Below are 19689 nucleotides of genomic sequence, written 5' to 3'. Positions count from 1 at the left end.
CAATCAGATAGCTGAGCAGTATCCCCAGCCGACTGACTATATGCAAATTATTCGAAAAAACGTTTCACCGCATCCAGCCAGGAAGAATGTTTCGGGCTATGTTTACCATCATTCCCCTTCAGAGTGTCTTCCAACTCAATGAGCAAATCTTTTTGTTTCTTGGACAGCTTAACCGGTGTTTCGAGAATGACTCGACACATCAAATCGCCGGTTGCGCCTCCGCGGACAGACTGGATACCTTTGCCTCGTAATCTAAACTGCTGACCGGTTTGTGTGCCTTCAGGAATTTTAAGATTCGCTTTACCTTCCAGGGTTGGTACTTCAATCTCACCACCCAACGCGGCTTTCACAAAACTCAATGGTACATCGCAGAACAGATTGGTACCGTCACGGGTAAATACATCATGGCGTTTAACCGATACTTCCACATAGAGATCACCTGCTGGTGCGCCATGACTACCGGCTTCTCCCTCACCTTGCAAGCGAATACGATCACCCGTATCAACACCCGCAGGGACTTTCACTGACAATGTTTTATGTTCCTGAACCAGCCCTTCACCATGACAGTCAGAACACGGATCGTTGATCATTTTCCCCGTACCACGACAGTGTGGACAGGCCTGTTGCATGGTAAAGAAACCTTGCTGAATACGAACCTGACCATGGCCACCACAGGTTGTACAGGTAACCGGTTCGGTGCCTTTTTTCGCTCCACTGCCATCACAGGTTTCACATTCCACATTGACCGGAATGCGAATTTTGGCCGTTGTGCCGGTTACGGCTTCTTCAAGCGATAAATCAAGACGGTAACGTAGGTCAGCACCGCGATAGGCTTGTTGTCTGCCACCCGCACCACCAGCACCGAAAATATCATTGAAGACATCACCGAAGATATCACTGAAGCCGCCGGCACCAGCGCCTCTGCCGAATCCGCCACCCATCGACTGGTCGACACCATCATGACCAAACTGATCATAAGCTGCACGTTTCTGGCTATCGGAGAGAATTTCGTATGCTTCTTTGGCTTCTTTGAACTTGGTCTCTGATTCGGCATCATCAGGGTTACGATCCGGATGATACTTCATCGCCATACGACGATAGGCCTTCTTGATTTCGGCCTCTGTTGCCGTTCGCGATATACCTAAAACTTCGTAAAAGTCTTTTTTGGCCATTGTTATTCTTTTCCTACCTACATAAACGACAAAACAGGCGCCGGATCTACCTGACGCCTGTTTGCCTCATTACTCATAACCTGGATTACAGATTATTTTTTGTTGTCATCGTCAACTTCTTCGAACTCAGCATCAACAACATCGTCTGCTTGTGCATTGTCTTCTGCTGCAGCTTCACCTGTACCAGCTTCTGCATTTTCTGCATAAGCACGTTCTGCCAGTTTCGCTGAGGCTTCACTCAATGCTGTAGTTTTAGCTTCGATATCATCTTTGTCTTCGCCTTTAATGGCTTCTTGAAGGGCTTCAACCGCTGATTCAATGTTTGCTTTTTCATCTGCTTCCACTTTATCGCCGAGATCTTTCAATGATTTCGTTGTTGCATGAACCAATGCATCCGCTTGGTTACGTGCAGTCACCAACTCATGGAATTTTTTATCTTCCTCAGCATGGGCTTCTGCATCCTGAACCATTTGATCGACTTCATCGTCAGACAGGCCACTTGATGCTTTGATGACGATAGACTGCTCTTTCCCGGTCGCTTTATCTTTCGCAGAAACATGCAGGATACCATTAGCATCGATGTTGAAAGTCACCTCAATCTGCGGTACCCCACGTGCTGCCGGTGGAATATCAGCCAGGTCAAAACGACCCAGTGATTTGTTCGCAGACGCCATCTCACGTTCACCCTGAAGAACATGAATAGTCACAGCAGGCTGGTTATCTTCAGCTGTTGAGAACACTTGATTCGCTTTAGTCGGAATCGTTGTGTTTTTCTCTACCAGCTTGGTCATCACGCCACCCATGGTTTCGATACCCAGGCTCAGTGGTGTGACATCCAGCAACAGCACGTCTTTCACGTCACCAGCCAGAACAGCTGCCTGAATCGCAGCACCCATCGCCACGGCTTCATCAGGGTTAACGTCTCTGCGTGGCTCTTTGCCAAACATTTCCTTAACCGCTTCCTGAACCTTAGGCATACGAGTCTGACCACCAACCAGAATGACATCACTGATTTCTGAAGTCGACAGGCCAGCATCTTTCAATGCCATTTTGCATGGTTCCATACTGCGTGTAATCAGATCTTCAACCAGTGACTCCAGCTTGGCTCGTGTCAGACGAATTTCCATATGTTTCGGACCTGCTGCATCTGCAGTGATATAGGGCAGGTTAATATCTGTCTGCTGGCTTGAAGACAGTTCGATCTTCGCTTTTTCAGCTGCATCTTTCAGACGCTGCAGTGCCAGCGGGTCTTTCGCCAAATCAACACCCTGATCTTTTTTGAACTCTGAGACCAAATGATCAATGATGCGTTGGTCAAAGTCTTCACCACCCAGGAATGTATCACCGTTGGTTGCCAGAACTTCAAACTGGTGCTCACCTTCAATGTCTGAAATCTCAATAACAGAGACGTCGAATGTACCACCACCCAAGTCATAAACGATAACGGTAGAGTCACCACGTTTTTTATCCATACCATAAGCCAATGCCGCAGCAGTAGGCTCGTTGATAATACGTTTGACTTCCAGACCGGCAATTTTACCTGCATCTTTGGTTGCCTGACGTTGTGAGTCATTGAAGTAAGCAGGCACTGTTACAACAGCTTCTGTTACCTCTTCACCGAGAAACTCTTCCGCGGTTTTTTTCATTTTCATCAAAACGCGGGCTGAAATTTCGGGTGGCGCCATCTTCTTATCATTCGCTGAAACCCAGGCATCACCATTGTCCGCTTCGACAATTTTATATGGCACCATGTCGATATCGCGCTGAACGACGTCGTCTTTGAACTTACGACCAATCAGACGTTTAATGGCATACAAGGTGTTATTAGGATTGGTAACAGCCTGACGTTTCGCCGATTGTCCCACCAACACTTCATCATCTTTTGTGAACGCAACAATTGACGGAGTTGTGCGATCACCTTCGCTGTTTTCAATTACGCGTGCTTTACCGTCTTCAAGCACAGAAACGCAGGAATTTGTTGTTCCCAAGTCAATACCAATAATTTTACCCATAGTTATTACTCCATCATTCTTGTTTCTTGCTGGATTCACCAGCCTTCGAATAGTTATGTGGGGGACGAAATTATAATTTCAAGTCCAGCCCGAGATTTATTGAGAGACCACCACCATGGCGGGGCGCAGCAATCGGCCGTTGAAGCTATAACCTTTCTGCATCACGGTGATGACTTGGTTAGCTTCTGTACCCTCTGATGGTTGCATGGAAACGGCTTGATGCATTTCAGGATCAAAGGCTTCACCTTCAGGATTGATTTGCTCAAGACCCAGTTTGCCGATATTACCCAGCAACATCTTAAGCGTCATTTCCATCCCTTCACGCACGGTTTCCAAAGTGGCTTCCTTACCATTAGCTGCGTTTAAGCCGAGTTCTAGGCTGTCGCAGATAGGAAGAAGCTCATTCACAAACTTATCAAGCGCATGCTTGCGGGCACTTTCTAGATCACGCGCATGACGACGGCGCATGTTTTCCAAGTCTGCTCTGGCAAGCAGTAATTCGTTCCAATGCTCATCGGCTTTACTGCGAGCGTCTTCGAGCAGTTTTTCAGTGCTTTGCTCGTCTTCTGGCTGGGAGTTCTCTTCAGCGTCGTTTACGTTGTCTTCCAGATCAGGCTTTTCGATTTCTTCGTTGCTCATGATGTCATCGTTCCGGTTTGCTTGTGATAGAACGACAACTTGGGGTCAAAAAAATGAATTTCAAGACAAAAAGACAGAAATTTTATTATGAAGACAATCAGGACGTTTCAGATAACCAGACACACTGACCGTCACTGGCCTTGTTCACTTTCTCTAACATCGCTTCATGAGCAGCCACTTCTTCCTCACTGGCTTTCAGCACAGTCAGGTTTTGTCGATCTATATTGCCCACGTCAACTTCAGCGTCAGTACCATCATGCTTCGCTGTCTGTGATTCTTCTGCCGTCAGGGTCAGACTGACCTGACCACCGGTCATGGCTAAATAAACATCAGCCAGAATCTCAGCATCAAGTAGCGCCCCGTGTAGCTCCCGATTGGCATTATCGACGCCGTAACGTTTACACAAAGCATCCAGATTATTTTTCTGCCCCGGATGTTTATCCCGCGCCATTTTCAAGGTATCGAGCACAGTCGATAGGCTTTCAACACGCCGGGCTTCACCGGCGAGTTTAGCCAGCTCGTGATTAATAAATCCGACGTCAAACGGTGCGTTGTGAATGATGAGTTCCGCACCGTCGATAAACTGCAGGAACTCTTCTGACACCTCATCAAACAATGGTTTGTCAGCTAGAAAATCATTGGTGATGCCATGCACTTCAATTGCACCGGCATCAATGTCACGTTGGGGATTGATGTACTGGTGGAAGGTCTGACCGGTCAGTCGACGATTAATCATTTCGACACAACCTATTTCGATGATGCGATGATCATCAGCCGTGCTAATACCAGTGGTTTCGGTATCCAGAATTACCTGGCGTTTTTGTGTAAGTTCAGCCATGGATTAGCCTCTAATTATTCGGCGAGCTGCTCTCTGGCCCGGACCGCCAGCTTATCGGCTCTCTCATTTTCTACATGTCCCTGATGTCCGCGTACCCACTGCCATTCCACTTGGTGTTTTGCAATCGCTTTATCCATACGTTGCCAGAGTTCTGCATTTTTAACCGGTTTCTTGGCAGCCGTTTTCCAGTTTTTAGCTTTCCAGCCCGCCAACCACTCAGTCATCCCTTTCATCACATACTGTGAATCGGTGGTAATAGTAACACGGCAAGGACGTTTCAATGCCTCGAGCGCAGCAATAACTGCCATCATTTCCATGCGATTATTGGTAGTCATTTTTTCATTACCTGACAGTTCCTTTTCAGTGCCGTTGGAGCGCAATATTGCTCCCCATCCGCCTGGACCCGGATTACCACTACAGGCGCCATCAGTAAAAATATCAACATGATCCATGCTTATTATCTCTTGTTATCGGCCTGTTAATTAATCCTGGACTCGGGAAAAAACGGTGCTCACGCTGATTTTCCCTCAAAGGATTCAACGGAATAGTCCGTTTGGTCGCTACCATAACAGACACACCCCCAAACCAAGGCCATAACCTGCGGCCCCAACGTTCCAGAAAACAACTTCCCTCGAGCCATTTAGCTCGTTTAAATGGCGGACGAAACAGCACTTTGTGCTGTTCAGTCACCTCAAAATTCAATAATGCCAACCAGTCTTTTACTCGTGTTTTGGTAAAAAAATAACCATGCCAGGGTGCCGCATCCTGCCAGGAAAATAAACGACGCAATCCCCAAAAACTGATCGGGTTGAAACAACATAAAATCAATTTACCATCTGCAGCCAGAACACGTTCTGTTTCACGTAGTACCTGATGCGGTTCATCTGCATATTCGAGAACATGCAGTAACAAGAGATTGTCTATACTATGAGATTTAAATGGTAGGGCATCGGGTCTCGCATCAAAATCTTTTTCCAAGCCAACCCAGGATTGGTTGACCGAACGGCTGGAAAGTGGTTTTAAACGCGTGCCGCCGCCAATTTGAACTGTAAACAACCCTAAAATCGGGCTGCTGAGACCGGCAATTTGCTCCTGCTCTGACGCAGAGACCAGTTGACCAAGTGGACTTTGCCACCACTCGTTAATCTGAATATGCTTTTTATCGGTCATTTGTCGCCCTTTAAGGAGTGAACATGCTTCGCGTGTATCCAGTATCTGCATTTCAGGATAATTATATCTGGCTGATTCAGGCAGAAAACAGTCAGAAAGTGTTAATTGTTGATCCGGGGGATGCAAAACCGGTTTTAACGGCGTTAAATCAATATAATCTGAAACCGGTTGCCATTCTGATTACGCATCACCATGCAGATCATGTTGGTGGCGTTAATGAGCTGCTGGAACATTTTCAAATACCTGTCTATGGCCCTTCATCTGAACGCATTCCCGCCATAACATACCCGCTAGAAGCCCGCGATGATCTGACTATCGATCCGGCATTTCCCGCATTTCAGGTGCTCGATACGCCCGGTCACACAGCAGGGCATATCTGCTATCTGACTGAGAATAAACTTTTTTGTGGTGACACCTTGTTTGCAGGTGGCTGTGGCCGTTTGCTGGGTGGAACTGCGACAGAGTTATATAACTCCCTGCGGTTACTGGCAATGTTGCCTGCTGATACTGAAATTTATTGTGCTCACGAATACACTGAAGCGAACTTGCGTTTTGCTCAGGCCGTGGATATCGACAATCCCGACCTGCTCAACCGCATTGAACAAACGCAACGAATCCGTGCTGCCAACCAGCCAACGGTACCATCAGTATTGGCCGATGAACTGAAAACAAATCCTTTTCTACGAAGCGATAACCCAAAAATAAAACGATCGACCGAACAATTTATCGGCCGACCGCTTAAAGATAGTGAGACTGTTTTTACTGCACTAAGACAATGGAAAGATCAGTTCTAATATCTGTCTTTGTCTTTACCCTTGCCCTTGCCTTTGTCTTTTCCTTTCGCTTTACCACGATGGTCATCGTAATCAGGGCCTTTTGTGCTCTTACTATTACGTAGCTTGTACGGTACTTGATCATAATCAATATGATCCCAATTCCGACCATCGATATCGTCATTAAACGACCAGTCGCCATCACGGTATCGGTAATAACGATCCTTGAGATAATAATAATCCCGATAACCCGATACCACATAAGCACCAACCCGTGAGTCATACACCATATTGTGCTGACGATGCTTCGCACGATAACCATGTGCGGGCGCATGAGGTGGCGGTCCTTGATCGTAGTATCGCCCACCGTCATTACGCTGATGTGCACAACCGGCAAGCATGAACGTTAATAGAACAGCGCCTAACAGTAATAATGCTCTCATCTGATTCTCCTTGGATAGCCAGCCAGCGGTAATGCGAACTTATCCAGACTAGCTCTCGTGCTTATCCAAGTGTACATCCATTTGTGGGTAAGGTATTGAAATTCCATTTTCATCAAACGCCAATTTGATTTGCTCGATAAGCTCGGAACGAACAGGCCAGTAATCGCCGGCATCAACCCACGGACGCACGTCAAAATTAACGCTACTATCGGCCAGTTCAGACACACGAATTACCGGTTCCGGGTCAGACATCACTTTTTCATGTCTGGTCACAATCTCGGTAATCAGATTTTTGGCTTTCAGCAAGTCATCGTCATAACCAATACCAAATGACATATCGATGCGACGGGTATCACGTGCAGAATAATTGGTAATGGTATCCGAGTATATCAATCCATTGGGAACAATCACCTCACGGTTATCACCTGTCTTCATGATGGTATTGAAAATAGTGATGTGCTCAATGATCCCCATGGTGCCACCCGCTTCAACAAAATCACCAATTTTGAATGGACGAAACATAACCAGCATGACGCCAGCAGCGAAGTTCTGTAGAGAATCTTTCAATGCCAGACCAACGGCTAAACCTGCTGCACCGAGAACCGCAATCATTGATGTAGTATTAACACCCAACTGATCCAATGCCGCGATTAATACAAATAACATCAGTACCGCATTGGCAATAACGCTCAGGAAATTCACCAGCATGGGGTCCATGTTGGAGCGCACCATCAGTTTACGGGACAACTTAACCAGCCATTTAACAACGACCCGACCCACAAAAACGATCAGGGCAGCAAATAATATGTTCATCAGCCAGAATCCTACAACACTCTCAGTAGCTTCCATTTCATTTCCTCTTTTCAATTGATTGTATTATTTCGCGAACCAAAGCAGGACCGTGATAAATCAAACCGCTATAGATTTGAACCAGCGACGCGCCTGCGTCCAACTTTTCAAGGGCATCGTTGCCACTCATGATTCCACCCGCAGCAATAATCGGCACATCATCCGGCAAAGCAAGCCTGAACTGTCTGACAACTTCGGTGGATTTAGTCAATACGGGTCCACCGCTCAGGCCTCCGGCCTCATCAGCATGCTGCAATCCTTCCACGCCGTCTCTTGACATGGTGGTGTTAGTCGCAATAACAGCATCTACCTTATGACGCGTAAATGAATCTGCCAACTGTTTAATTTCATCATTATTCAAATCAGGGGCGACTTTTACTGCCATCGGCACATAACGGCCGTGCTGTTCGGCCAATTGCATCTGCGCTTGTTTCAATGCTTCCAATAAAGCATCAAGCGAATCACCAAATTGCAGTGTTCTCAGTCCCGGTGTGTTGGGTGAGGAAATATTAATGGTGACATAATCAGCATGAGGATAAACCTTATTAAGCCCAATCAGGTAGTCATCGACCGCTTTTTCCACCGGAGTATCAACATTTTTACCAATATTGATGCCCACAAGGCTATGTGTTTTGGCCACTTTCACCTGTTCCAGTAGATGATCCACACCCAGGTTATTAAAGCCCATGCGATTGATAATACCCTCGACTTCTGGCAAGCGGAATAGTCGAGGCAATGGATTTCCCGGTTGCGGACGTGGTGTCACGGTGCCAATTTCGACAAAGCCAAACCCCAATGCTGACATGGCTTCAATATAGTCGCCATTTTTATCCAGCCCTGCTGCCAGCCCGACTGCGTTAGGAAAAGTGAGCCCCATCACTCTAACCGGTGAGGCCACCTGCTTCTTATAAAGTAGTGATGACAGGCCGGTCATCTCCATAATGTTGAGACCGGTAAGCCCGAGATGATGTGACTTTTCCGCATCGAGCCGGAACATCAGATTACGCATCATGCGATAAAACATGTTTTAAACCACCATTTCTATTTGATAGCCGCTGAATTTACGGATATTGATAACACCTTTATCAAAGATCAGGTACTGCCCTTTTATACCTAGCAGTTGTCCTGTGATTTCAGGTGTTTTATCAAAGTTGAGCGACGATACCTTGATAGGATATTCAATGACAGGGTAATGGATTGCCAGCATCGGTTCTGCAGGCAAAATGTGAATGGAATCGTCACCAAACTGTTGCTGTAATAGTTTAATCTCATCAGCACATTCGGCTAATAATCTATCTCTTTCTGCTGCCAAATCAAGCGGCGGCGCCTCACCTTTGAGCATTTTCCGCCAATCGGTGCGATCTGACACATGGTTTTTAAAAAGCACTTCAACCAAACCCGATTGATAACGGGTTCTGACACGAAAAACAGGTACAGCCTGCGTTGCTCCCTGGTCAATCCATCGTGTTGGCACCTGATTAATGCGGGTTATGCCTACTTTTAAACCCGAACTGTTGGCCAGGTAGACAATATGGTCCTGCATGCAGACAGCCTCTCCCCATTCCGGCTCTCGGCAAGTCCCCTGTTCATAGTGGCAAAGCTCCGGTTTCATAAAGCACAAATCACACTGGGCCAGTTTCTGTGAACAGGGAAAACAAAACCCGCCGCTGTAGCTTTTTTTAATCGAACGCTGACAGTTCAGGCACTCGATTTCACCCAGATAATTCAGTGAAATGGTATGTCCCACCAAATCATTCATCGGCATCGTCTGGCTGCCGATTCGCATTTCGTACTGAGCCAGAGAATCGGCCGGCAAAGTCACTGCCATTTTTGTCAGTTGCCCACTGAGTTTTTTCACGTCTTTCCCCACCTGATAAATCTGGACGCCATAGTAGCGTAGATGACCTCTCCTCGACAGTTGAAAACAGGTTTTATTGCGTTTATGGATTTTCCCGTTCATCTACCACACGGATGGGGAAAGGTTCAGTCACTGAGCCCGTATACAAGGAGCGGTGTGGGAAGGGGATTTCAATCCCCTCTTTGTCAAAGGCTTCTTTGATTTCCTCATGAATGCTGTTTTTCAAATCAAGGAAGTTCTCGCGCTTCACCCATACAGAAAATTGCATATCCAGCGAAGATTCACCAAAACCAAGAAATATAAAAATCGGTTTGGGTTCATCCAGACAAAGCAGATTGTCCGCTGCGACAGCTTCCAGCACAGCACGTACGCGTTTGATATCTTCTTTGTAGGCCACTCCAATAACCAGGTCAATCCGGCGAATCGGGAAACGTGTCAGCGTGGTGACTTCAGATTTAATCAATGTTTCATTGGGGATACGAACAAAAAGATTATCAAAGGTACGCAACTTCACGGATAACAAATCGATAGATAGAACCTCGCCGGTAGTGGTGCCAATCCGAATCAAATCGCCCACTGAAAAAGGCCTTTCAGCAACCAAAAATAGCCCACTGATTATGTTTGATGCCGAGGTCTGAGAAGCAAAGCCAATCGCTACAGACAATATCCCGGCAGCGCCAATCAAAACACCCAGGTTAAAGCCGATGGCATTCAGGCCCATAACAACAAATACCAACAACACTAAATAGGACGTAATACGTGACATTAACAGTTGCTGATGTATATCGAAGCGGTTTTTACTCCATTGACGTACACCACGACTGGCCATTCGGGCCAGAATAAGTCCGATGAGAAAATACACCAGCGCTTCAATGACAGATAACACCAAGCCACTATCAATTTTTGTCAGCCATTGTTCCATATTGCTTACCGTTGATTAACCAAATAAAGCAGAAATTGCTTTGGTAATTTTACTGCGTCCAATATCCTCTCGGGCATCACACACTTTGGTCAATGCCGCCTCATCTAATCCACTACTCATCACATCATCTATGCTGAGAATTGCATCTTCATTGTCGCGTCTGACCAACGTAATTCGTGGTGTCCAGAACTGACCTTGATTATCGGCATAAAGCGTCAAGTTGGGTGCTGGTACACTGATTTTGTCCAGAGTCAGTATATGATCGGACTGATTTTGAATACGAACCTCGATTGCCGCACGTGATTTGTTGTTCACGATGGGTTTAACATCCAACTGTTCTGTGACCTGAGAGCCATAACTAATCACCCCTTCACGGGTATTGGGTCCAAACCAGGAATCACACACCCTTGCTGTCGCAATATCCACCAAGGGCTTTTTTTCATCTACAGCAAACAATTGCACCCACAATGGCAAACAGACAAACAACGACACCTCCTGAAACGGTAACAACGTCACCGTCACCAACGGACGGCATACTACCGGTCTGTCAGCGAGAGCAGGTTGCACAATGAATTTGTTCGGTAACTCTGCAAAAACAAAGCGTTGCTGATTCTCTAGCGGCTTCGTCTCCTGCTCCTCAGCGTACAGTTCATTTTCAGGTTCAAACTGATTAACTGCCGTCTGTAATTCATAGCCAAGCCACCACTGATTGGGTTGAGAGTGAAGTTGCAGACACAAGTCAGCACAGCGAAGAAAACGCTGGTCGCCTTCCGAGAAATCAATTGTTCCCCACCAATTCTGTTTCATTTCTGACATAGTAATGTGACTAAATTTTTAACGAGACAAAGACATACTTAAAAACCTTCCCTATAATAGCCCGAATATGCAAATTCGTGATCTGATCAAATCAGCGCTGGTTTCACTGATTGTGTTGCTTGTCGCATCGTGTAGTAGCTCACCTGAAAAGGTCGCTGAGCCGTCCCTTTCCCCAAAAACGCCACCGGCTTCCTTGGCGCAGAATAATTACGCTCACTCGCAGCAGAGCACTCAGCAAGATCAGGAAAACAACACCCGCCCCGCTAACACTCCCCAGGCTAAAGCACCAACATTACCCATAACCGATATCTGGCAAAGAGTTCGTAGTGGTTTTATGATCTCAGACTACCAGCAATTGCATCCCGATACAGAAAGACATCTACGCTGGTTCATCGATCATCCCGAACATGTCTCCCGGGTCATCGAAAGAGCACGTCCTTATATCTATCATATTGTTGAAGAAATCCAGAAGCGTGATATGCCGATGGAAATTGCTTTGTTACCCGTAGTTGAAAGTGGGTTTAAGCCTTACGCTTACTCAAAAAGCCATGCTGCCGGGTTATGGCAGTTTATTCCCGGCACAGGCAAACTTTACGGTTTAAAACAGAACTGGTGGTATGACGGACGGCGGGATGTGATTCAATCCACACGTGCCGCTCTGGATTATCTTGAAAAATTACATACTGATTTTGGTGACTGGCAACTTGCTCTGGCAGCTTACAATTGTGGCGAAGGTACGGTTGGCCGAGCCATCAGACGTAATGAAGCGAAAGGCGAGCCTACCGACTTCTGGTCTCTTGACTTACCCAGAGAAACCTCAGCTTATGTGCCCAAACTGATGGCTGTCAGTCATCTATTCAAATATCCCGAGCGATATGAACTGAGCCTGAGTCCGGTCGAGAATGCACCTTATCTGACCTCGGTCAACGTGGGATCACAGATTGATCTCGCCAAAGCTGCAAAAATGGCTGGGCTGACGAAAGACCAACTCTATATCCTAAACCCAGCCTTTAACCGTTGGGCGACAGCACCGGATGGCCCTCATGAATTGGTGCTACCGCTGACAAAAGTGGAACAATTCAAGCTTGCTTTAGCCGCCATGCCAGCTCAACAGCGGGTAAAATGGGCGCGACATCAAATACAGCGTGGCGAATCTCTCAGCGTTATTGCTCAACGTTATGACACCACTGTCAGCGTGATAAAACAGGCTAACAATCTACACGGTAATAATATTCGGGCGGGCAGTCACTTATTGATTCCGGCATCACCGCAGCACTCGACCATTCTAGCTGCGAATCAGACCGAACAAAATTTAAAAGACAATGGCCAGAAAAAAACCTACACGGTTAAAACGGGTGATACCTGGTGGGACATTGCGCGAGAATACGATACGGATGTGCCGACATTGACCCAATGGAACAAAAAGTCCAATAACGCTGTTCTGCAGCCTGGTCAAAAACTGGTGATCTGGACCCATGAAACTCAAACAAAATCTGTGAACTATACTATCCGCGATGGTGATTCATTGTGGGCTATTTCACGCAGGTTCAATGTCAGCGTGGCTCAAGTACGTGAGTGGAATGGTCTGAGTGATCGTACTCTTTTACAGCCAGGACAAAACCTGACCCTGTACCTGGATGAAACCTGATCAGACGTGTTACACATAGCGCTGTTTGAACCGGAAATCCCCCCCAATACCGGTAACATTATTCGACTCTGTGCCAATACGGGAGCGCAATTACATCTCATTGAACCGTTAGGCTTTGCTTTGGATGATAAACGTCTGCGACGTGCCGGACTCGATTATCACGAATTTGCCAATCTGAAAATCCATCATGACCTTTTTCAGTTTCAGTCGTGGCAACAACATAGACGTGTATTTGCCTGTACAACCAAGGCTCGGCAACATCATCACGAAGTCCATTATCAGGATGAAGATATTTTATTATTTGGTCCCGAATCACGCGGCTTACCTGAATTGGTACTAGACGGCCTAGCTGACGAATTCAAAATCCGCATACCTATGCTGGCAGACAGTCGAAGTCTGAACCTGTCTAACGCCACCGGCATCATCCTCTATCAAGCATGGCAGCAATTAGGTTTCCCTGGCGCGATTACTTCTTAGTAAACAGCTTTTACTGCGATAACTTCCTAATAATCTGACTTGGTTCATTGTCCATTAGATGCAGCTAGATTATGATTGAGGGATACTCTTTTTAACCCTGTCGAATTTGGCTGAATAGATAACCGTATGTCATGAGCTTTCCAATGCCTGCCAATATGCCATCTCTCAGTCTGGCCATACCGACTGAGCGCTCAGAACTTGGTAATATTGAGCTTAATGAGGATTTACTCCAGCATTGGATTAAACGCTTACCATCTAACAAGCCCATTGAGTTCACTCAGCACTACTTAGACGCACTCCGGCGTTTTAACAGCAACGAAGTCAGCCATAAAGACCGAATCAGACTTCTTGATATCTACCGTGAGCCATTCAACAAAGTCTTATTCGGACTCACTATCCCCAAACTGCAGAAACTCGTCAAAGATCCTGAGATACGTTTCAAACTCATCACTGATATGAGTGAGGTGCTGACTGAGCTCGCTAACGGTTACAAAATTGTAGTGGTAGAAGCCGATAAGAAAGGGGACAACCTCAAACTCAATCCGCTTGCTCATATGGCTATTTATCGAGCCTGTGAACAACTGAGCTACCTTGTCTTACATGCCTACAAATTCTACCGGACTATCCCCAGTCGGGTGTTCATTGAATTACATCAGCTTTACATGCTCACTGAAGGAGCGGGTATTGCTGATAAACCACCTTTTGTTAACATGCAGTTCAAGGCTGAGTTCTCTGTTAAACATCGCTACAGTCAGATGATGCTGGTCAGCATCAGTAATCCTTATGGCCAGGAAAGTGGTGATATTCTGCGTTGCTACAACCTGATGCTTCAATTGGCATCTGCCGCCACCATTATGCCGCTTCCAAAAGAGAGTAAGCCACTGGCAGGTCATTTCTATATCAACTGCATGAGCGATCGAACACCTTCAGCAGCCATATTACCGGTCACAGATGATAACCGCCGTCCGCCTACACTGGTGTTGGATACAAAGGCTATTCTGAATCGAGTGGATAGTTTATTTGAGCAAGCTAACGGGCAGGGTGAAGCTCACTCTGCGGCAGATAATATCCGTTTACTTAAACAGATCGTCCCATTCCTTAATACGTCCTATCAGCGTAAGCAACCGCGCGTTAAACTTGAAGGTAACGATAAAACCTTTATAAGTGCAGGGCTGAACGCTATACACCATACCTTGACCCAAGTAGGTAAAGTGCCGGTGATTGACGATCCTTGGCTCAATTCAGCTTGGGATGTACTCAATAAAAATAGTTATGGATATCTGGTAGAAAAACGTAAAGTGTCACAAGCTCACGATCTGAAAATCGGTGATTTTGTTGGCATACTGGAACAGACGAATCCTGGTCAAAAGTTGATCCTGAAGCTGGCTTCAATTCGATGGTTGCGCACCAACGATTTTCAGCAAACCAAAATAGGCCTTAAATTTATTGCTGGCGATCCCATTCCCGTCTCTTTTTCAAACGAAGAAGGAACAAGCAAAGCACCTGCCTTTTTGATCCGAGAGAACGGGCTGCATCATCAGCCCGCATCTCTCATTACCGCAGCGGGTGTGTTTGAATCCTTCTCAAACCTGGTGATAAAAACGGGCAAAAAACGGTTTAACTTTACAGTACAGCCTGAGACGTTACTGGAACACAATGATAGCTTCGAGCGCTTCACATTCAAAGACTCTCCTGTATAAGTATGTCGCCTATTTCTCAAAAAATCATTCTCTGCATGGACCTTAGCCCTAATACTGCTATCATCCATTCTTTCATGAACTAGATCCCCTCTTTATGCGTCGACTTCTTCTATTATTGTTCATTTTGTTGATGCCATTTGTTGTGCTGGCAAATCAACAACAAGCTGGGCAACAACCTCTCGAACCCGTCACACTGCAGCTGAAATGGCTGTATCAATTTCAGTTTGCTGGTTATATTGCGGCTAAAGAGAAAGGCTTTTATCGCGATGTGGGGCTTGATGTCACCATCAAACAACGCACCCCTGATATCAACGTTATTGATGAAGTTGTTGAGAGTCATGCCCACTATGGCATTGGCGGTATGGGTATTTATGCACACTATGCAAACGGTACCCCGATTAAGGCATTGGCAGCCATATTCCAACATGATGCGTTGGTGTTCATAAGTAAGGCTGAATCAGGCATTGTCAGTCCCTATGAAATCGCCGGAAAGCGCGTCATGTTTGATGCCACTACTGGCAATGATGCGGTGCTCAGAATATTGCTGGATGATGCAGGCCTAGAACTCAGCGATATTACCGTTGTACCACAGGATTTTGGTATTGAAAATCTGATCAGTGGCAAAGTCGATGTGATGTCAGGCTATATTACCGATCAGCCCTACTCTATCAGGCAGAGCGGTGAAGAAATTAATATTATCAACCCGCATAACTACGGCTTTGATTTTTATGGAGACCTGCTTTTCAGCAGTGTCAGAGAGCTGAAAAATCATCCGGGCCGCGCAGAACGAATGCTTCAGGCTTCTCTCAAGGGTTGGGAATACGCACTTGAGCATCCCGAAGAAATCATTCAGATTATCAAGAATCAATACGGCAGCACTCTTAGTATTGAACAACTACGTTATGAAGCGCGTGAAACCCGAAAACTCATTGTGCCTGAGGTCATTCCACTCGGCACGCTGAACACTCCCCGACTTCGTCGAATAGCCGATTTGTATACCAAATTGGATGTTGCTCCCACCATTTCAGATAAAACACTCAGTCATTTTGTCTACCGCAAATCTGAAACAATCTTATCTGCTGACGTTGATCGATGGTTGTCCGAAAATCCTGTTATCCGTGTTGGTATTGATCGTGACTTCGCCCCCTATGAATGGATAAACGAAGACGGCGACTATGTCGGCTTAGCCGCAGATTATATTCGCTTACTCGAAGAGAAGCTGGGCGTCACATTCGAGATTGTGCATGACAAACCATGGCATGAAATTATGCGCATGGCGGAAGAAGGTGAGCTGGATATGCTGTCTTGCCTTAACCAAACAGACAAACGTGAAGAGCATTTAAGTTTTACCGAACCATATGTGTCCAATCCAATCGTTATAGTGAATGCTAACCGTAATGGCTATGTGGGCTCACTGGACAACCTCAAAGGAAAAACCGTTGCCGTAGAAAAGGGGTATTTCACTCATGAAACATTGCGTTCGGACTATCCTGAAATCACATTATTAGCGGCCGATAGTACCGAGCAGGCTTTAGAGAAAGTGGCGGCAGGTGAAGCCGATGCCTATATCGGTGATGCCGCTTATGCTAACTATGCAGTGAAAAAAAATGACCTGTTAAACCTGCAGTTTGCAGGCCAGACGCCAGACACCACCGCTTATCGTATTGGAGTGCATAAATCGAATCCGGAACTACTCGCTGCTATTAATATGGTGTTGAACAACCTGAGCGAAGCTGAACGTAAAGAAATTGAAGATCAATGGTTAGGGTTGAGCGTAAACACTGGTCCAAAACTTGAGACACTCATTAAAATTTTTACCGCAGTGACGCTGCTGTTTCTATTATTCAGCTTCTGGATTTATCGCCTCAAACAATCACGTCAGGCATTAGCTGAAAGTGAAGAAAAACTGCGCGATGTATTGAATGCCTCACCCATTCCACAAGGCATTCTGGATCATCTGGGGCAGGTCATTTATCTGAATCAGGCGTTCAACGATACCTTTGGTTATACCATTGCTGATATTCCGACCTTAAAACACTGGTGGCATAGAGCTTTTCCCGACAAAACCTATCGTGAAAACATTCAGGATAAATGGCAACAACACACTCAGCACTCAGATTCAGAAAATCACTATTTCAATGCCGTGGAAGGTGATGTCGTATGTAAAGACGGCAGCAAACGCTCCGTTATTTGTAACGCTACACAAGTTGATACTGAAGCAGATAAACATACATTAGTCATTCTTTACGATATCAGTGACCGCAAACTCGCTGAAGAACGCTTGAAAATGTCTGGTCGTGTATTTAATCAGGCACATGAAGGCATCCTCATCACTGACGCCAAAGGCCTAATTGTCGATGTCAATCCGGCATTCTCAGAAATCACCGGATACAGCCGGGAAGAAGTATTGAATAAAAACCCTTCTTTTTTACGATCGGACAAACACAGTCGTGTGTTCTTTCAGGAAATGTGGACAAGTCTGGAAGAGAACGGTCACTGGCAGGGTGAAATCTGGAATATCAACAAAAATGGTCAGCTCTTCGCTGAATTATTGACAATCTCCACCTTGGTCGATGAGCACGGTGAAACACTGCATTATCTTGGTCTGTTTTCTGATATCACTCAGAGCAAAGAACAACAACAAGCTCTGGAGATGATGGCTCACTACGATATGCTCACGCAGCTTCCCAACAGAACCTTATTTGCCGATCGTTTTAATCAAGCAATTGCTCACAGTAATCGAACTAACAGCCTGCTCGCCGTAGTATTCCTTGATTTGGATGGTTTTAAACCGGTTAACGACCGTTATGGGCATGATGTCGGTGATCAATTATTGATAGAAATAGCTCAACGCATTAAAGCCAGCATTCGTGAAGATGACACCGCTTCACGTCTGGGGGGCGATGAGTTTGTCTTGCTGCTGAATGATATCAGCTCAATAAGCCACTGTGAGCGCCTGATAAACCGTATCCGACATGCAATCGAGTTACCGTATAACGTGGACGATGATACCCTGAGTCTGAGTGCCAGCCTTGGTATCACTATCTATCCCCTGGATAAGGCCGATGCCGACACACTGTTACGCCATGCCGATCAGGCCATGTATCAGGCGAAATTGGGAGGAAGACGCCGCCACCATATGTTCGATGCGTTGCATGATCAACAAATCAGTCAGAAACAAAACCAGTTCAAAGCGATGCAGGATGCACTCAAGGCTGACCAACTGGTTTTATATTTTCAGCCTAAAGTAAATATGCGTACCGGCAAGGTCATTGGTGTCGAAGCCTTGATTCGCTGGAACCATCCTGAGCATGGTCTCGTATTGCCAGGACGGTTTCTGCCGGCCATTCAAGGTACAGAGCTTGAAATTCATGTGGGGAACTGGGTTATCGAGCATGCGTTGCAACAATTGGATATATGGCTGGAAGATGGTATTGAAATGGAAATCAGCATCAATATTTCCTCACACCATCTGCAGTGGCAAGGCTTCTTTGAACAAATAGAGCATGTTCTGAGAAGACATCCTAAAGTGCCGGCCAATTTACTGCAGTTAGAGATCCTGGAAAGCAGTGTCCTAAGCGATATCAACAATATCTCAAACATCATCAATACGTGTCGTAATGTTCTAGGTATCCGTATTTCGCTGGATGATTTTGGTACCGGCTACTCGTCATTGACGCATTTACGTCATCTGCCGGTTGATGTGGTTAAAATTGATCAGAGCTTTGTTCGCGATATTATTGACGATCCTAATGACTACACGATTATTGATGGTGTTATTGGCTTAACACAGGCATTCCATCATCAAGTCATCGCCGAAGGAGTGGAAACTGTTGAACATGGTCTGATGCTGATGACGATGGGCTGTGAAATGGCGCAAGGCTATGTCATTGCTAAACCCATGCCAGCAAAAGAATGTACGCAGTGGCTTTCTGAATACCAACCAAATCAACAATGGCTGGAACATGCCCAAACCAGCTTGAATGCTGAGCAAACCATCATCAAATTAATGCGTTTACAAGGAAAACATTGGCTGGACCAAATCGTACTCAACCTGCAATCTGATCCGGATAAAGTCGATCATTGGCCGTTGATAAATCATAAGAAAAGCCATTTTATGCATTGGCTCGAACAGGCAAGAAAGCAAAATCTCTTCAATAAAGTGTGGCGAGAAAATATTAAGCTGGCCTATACCGAGCTCTACCATGAAGCCAATAGCTTGAAATATCAGTTTCAAGAGGGCTTCAAGGATGTTGATGAAAAAGGGATTAAGGGCTTGCAGCAGCGCTTCCAAACCATTGAGACGTTATTACAGGAATTTGAACAAAGCTCAATCTGACCTTCATCAAGCTGTTTCCTATCGCATTAACTT

17 protein-coding genes are annotated in these 19689 nt (G+C 45.9%); 5 read left to right on the top strand and 12 right to left on the bottom strand.

Annotation, left to right across the window (positions count from 1 at the left end; all coding sequences use genetic code 11):
- Positions 1-47 precede the first annotated feature (47 nt).
- The 6 genes from dnaJ to ACTF5U_RS05515 form a co-directional block, all read right to left on the bottom strand.
- Positions 48-1172, bottom strand: coding sequence for a molecular chaperone DnaJ (gene dnaJ / locus ACTF5U_RS05540; RefSeq protein WP_438970645.1), 1125 nt, complete (start codon positions 1170-1172; stop codon positions 48-50).
- Positions 1173-1264: 92 nt separating this feature from the next.
- Entirely contained in the window at positions 1265-3184 is a 1920-nt protein-coding gene (gene dnaK, locus ACTF5U_RS05535; RefSeq protein ID WP_438970644.1) for a molecular chaperone DnaK, read from the bottom strand.
- Positions 3185-3280: 96 nt separating this feature from the next.
- Positions 3281-3823, bottom strand: a complete 543-nt coding sequence (gene grpE, locus ACTF5U_RS05530; protein ID WP_438970643.1) for a nucleotide exchange factor GrpE — start codon at positions 3821-3823, stop codon at positions 3281-3283.
- A 97-nt stretch (positions 3824-3920) separates the two neighbouring features.
- Complete coding sequence (gene dnaQ / locus ACTF5U_RS05525) at positions 3921-4661, bottom strand: DNA polymerase III subunit epsilon (protein ID WP_438970642.1); 741 nt, start codon at positions 4659-4661, stop codon at positions 3921-3923.
- A gap of 14 nt (positions 4662-4675) precedes the next feature.
- A complete protein-coding gene (gene rnhA, locus ACTF5U_RS05520) occupies positions 4676-5113 on the bottom strand; it encodes a ribonuclease HI (RefSeq protein WP_438970641.1) in 438 nt (145 codons plus the stop codon).
- Entirely contained in the window at positions 5100-5831 is a 732-nt protein-coding gene (locus ACTF5U_RS05515) for a class I SAM-dependent methyltransferase (RefSeq protein WP_438970640.1), read from the bottom strand. The genes rnhA and ACTF5U_RS05515 overlap by 14 nt, the downstream gene beginning before the upstream one ends.
- Positions 5832-5854: 23 nt before the next feature.
- On the opposite strand from ACTF5U_RS05515, the gene gloB reads away from it, so the two are divergent.
- Positions 5855-6625 carry a hydroxyacylglutathione hydrolase gene (gene gloB, locus ACTF5U_RS05510; RefSeq protein ID WP_438970639.1) on the top strand — a complete coding sequence of 257 codons (771 nt, stop codon included), beginning with the start codon at positions 5855-5857 and terminating at the stop codon, positions 6623-6625.
- On the opposite strand, the gene ACTF5U_RS05505 is transcribed toward gloB, so the two are convergent.
- The 6 genes from ACTF5U_RS05505 to ACTF5U_RS05480 form a co-directional block, all read right to left on the bottom strand.
- Positions 6622-7047 carry a hypothetical protein gene (locus tag ACTF5U_RS05505; RefSeq protein ID WP_438970638.1) on the bottom strand — a complete coding sequence of 142 codons (426 nt, stop codon included), beginning with the start codon at positions 7045-7047 and terminating at the stop codon, positions 6622-6624. The genes gloB and ACTF5U_RS05505 overlap by 4 nt on opposite strands.
- Before the next feature lie 48 nt (positions 7048-7095).
- On the bottom strand, positions 7096-7896 hold the full coding sequence (locus ACTF5U_RS05500) for a mechanosensitive ion channel family protein (protein ID WP_438970637.1): 801 nt from the start codon (positions 7894-7896) through the stop codon (positions 7096-7098).
- A 1-nt stretch (position 7897) separates the two neighbouring features.
- Positions 7898-8920: a quinone-dependent dihydroorotate dehydrogenase gene (locus ACTF5U_RS05495; RefSeq protein WP_438970636.1), complete on the bottom strand. Its 1023-nt coding sequence runs from the start codon at positions 8918-8920 to the stop codon at positions 7898-7900.
- 3 nt (positions 8921-8923) lie between these two features.
- On the bottom strand, positions 8924-9724 hold the full coding sequence (locus ACTF5U_RS05490; RefSeq protein WP_438970668.1) for a DUF2797 domain-containing protein: 801 nt from the start codon (positions 9722-9724) through the stop codon (positions 8924-8926).
- A 112-nt stretch (positions 9725-9836) separates the two neighbouring features.
- The gene (locus ACTF5U_RS05485) at positions 9837-10676 is read right to left on the bottom strand and encodes a mechanosensitive ion channel family protein (RefSeq protein WP_438970635.1); all 840 of its coding nucleotides are present in this window, start codon (positions 10674-10676) and stop codon (positions 9837-9839) included.
- Between the two features lie 15 nt (positions 10677-10691).
- Positions 10692-11483, bottom strand: a complete 792-nt coding sequence (locus ACTF5U_RS05480; RefSeq protein WP_438970634.1) for a hypothetical protein — start codon at positions 11481-11483, stop codon at positions 10692-10694.
- Positions 11484-11559: 76 nt separating this feature from the next.
- On the opposite strand from ACTF5U_RS05480, the gene ACTF5U_RS05475 reads away from it, so the two are divergent.
- The 4 genes from ACTF5U_RS05475 (at position 11560) to ACTF5U_RS05460 (ending at position 19656) form a co-directional block, all read left to right on the top strand.
- Positions 11560-13140, top strand: coding sequence for a LysM peptidoglycan-binding domain-containing protein (locus ACTF5U_RS05475; RefSeq protein WP_438970633.1), 1581 nt, complete (start codon positions 11560-11562; stop codon positions 13138-13140).
- Between the two features lie 6 nt (positions 13141-13146).
- A complete protein-coding gene (trmL, locus tag ACTF5U_RS05470) occupies positions 13147-13617 on the top strand; it encodes a tRNA (uridine(34)/cytosine(34)/5-carboxymethylaminomethyluridine(34)-2'-O)-methyltransferase TrmL (RefSeq protein ID WP_438970632.1) in 471 nt (156 codons plus the stop codon).
- Positions 13618-13748: 131 nt separating this feature from the next.
- The gene (locus ACTF5U_RS05465; RefSeq protein WP_438970631.1) at positions 13749-15317 is read left to right on the top strand and encodes a hypothetical protein; all 1569 of its coding nucleotides are present in this window, start codon (positions 13749-13751) and stop codon (positions 15315-15317) included.
- Positions 15318-15411: 94 nt separating this feature from the next.
- Entirely contained in the window at positions 15412-19656 is a 4245-nt protein-coding gene (locus tag ACTF5U_RS05460; protein ID WP_438970630.1) for an EAL domain-containing protein, read from the top strand.
- Positions 19657-19689: the final 33 nt, after the last annotated feature.

It is taken from the genome of Methylophaga sp., assembly GCF_965655755.1.
Classification (GTDB): Bacteria; Pseudomonadota; Gammaproteobacteria; order Nitrosococcales; family Methylophagaceae; genus Methylophaga.
This window is presented reverse-complemented; position numbering and strand designations above follow the sequence as displayed.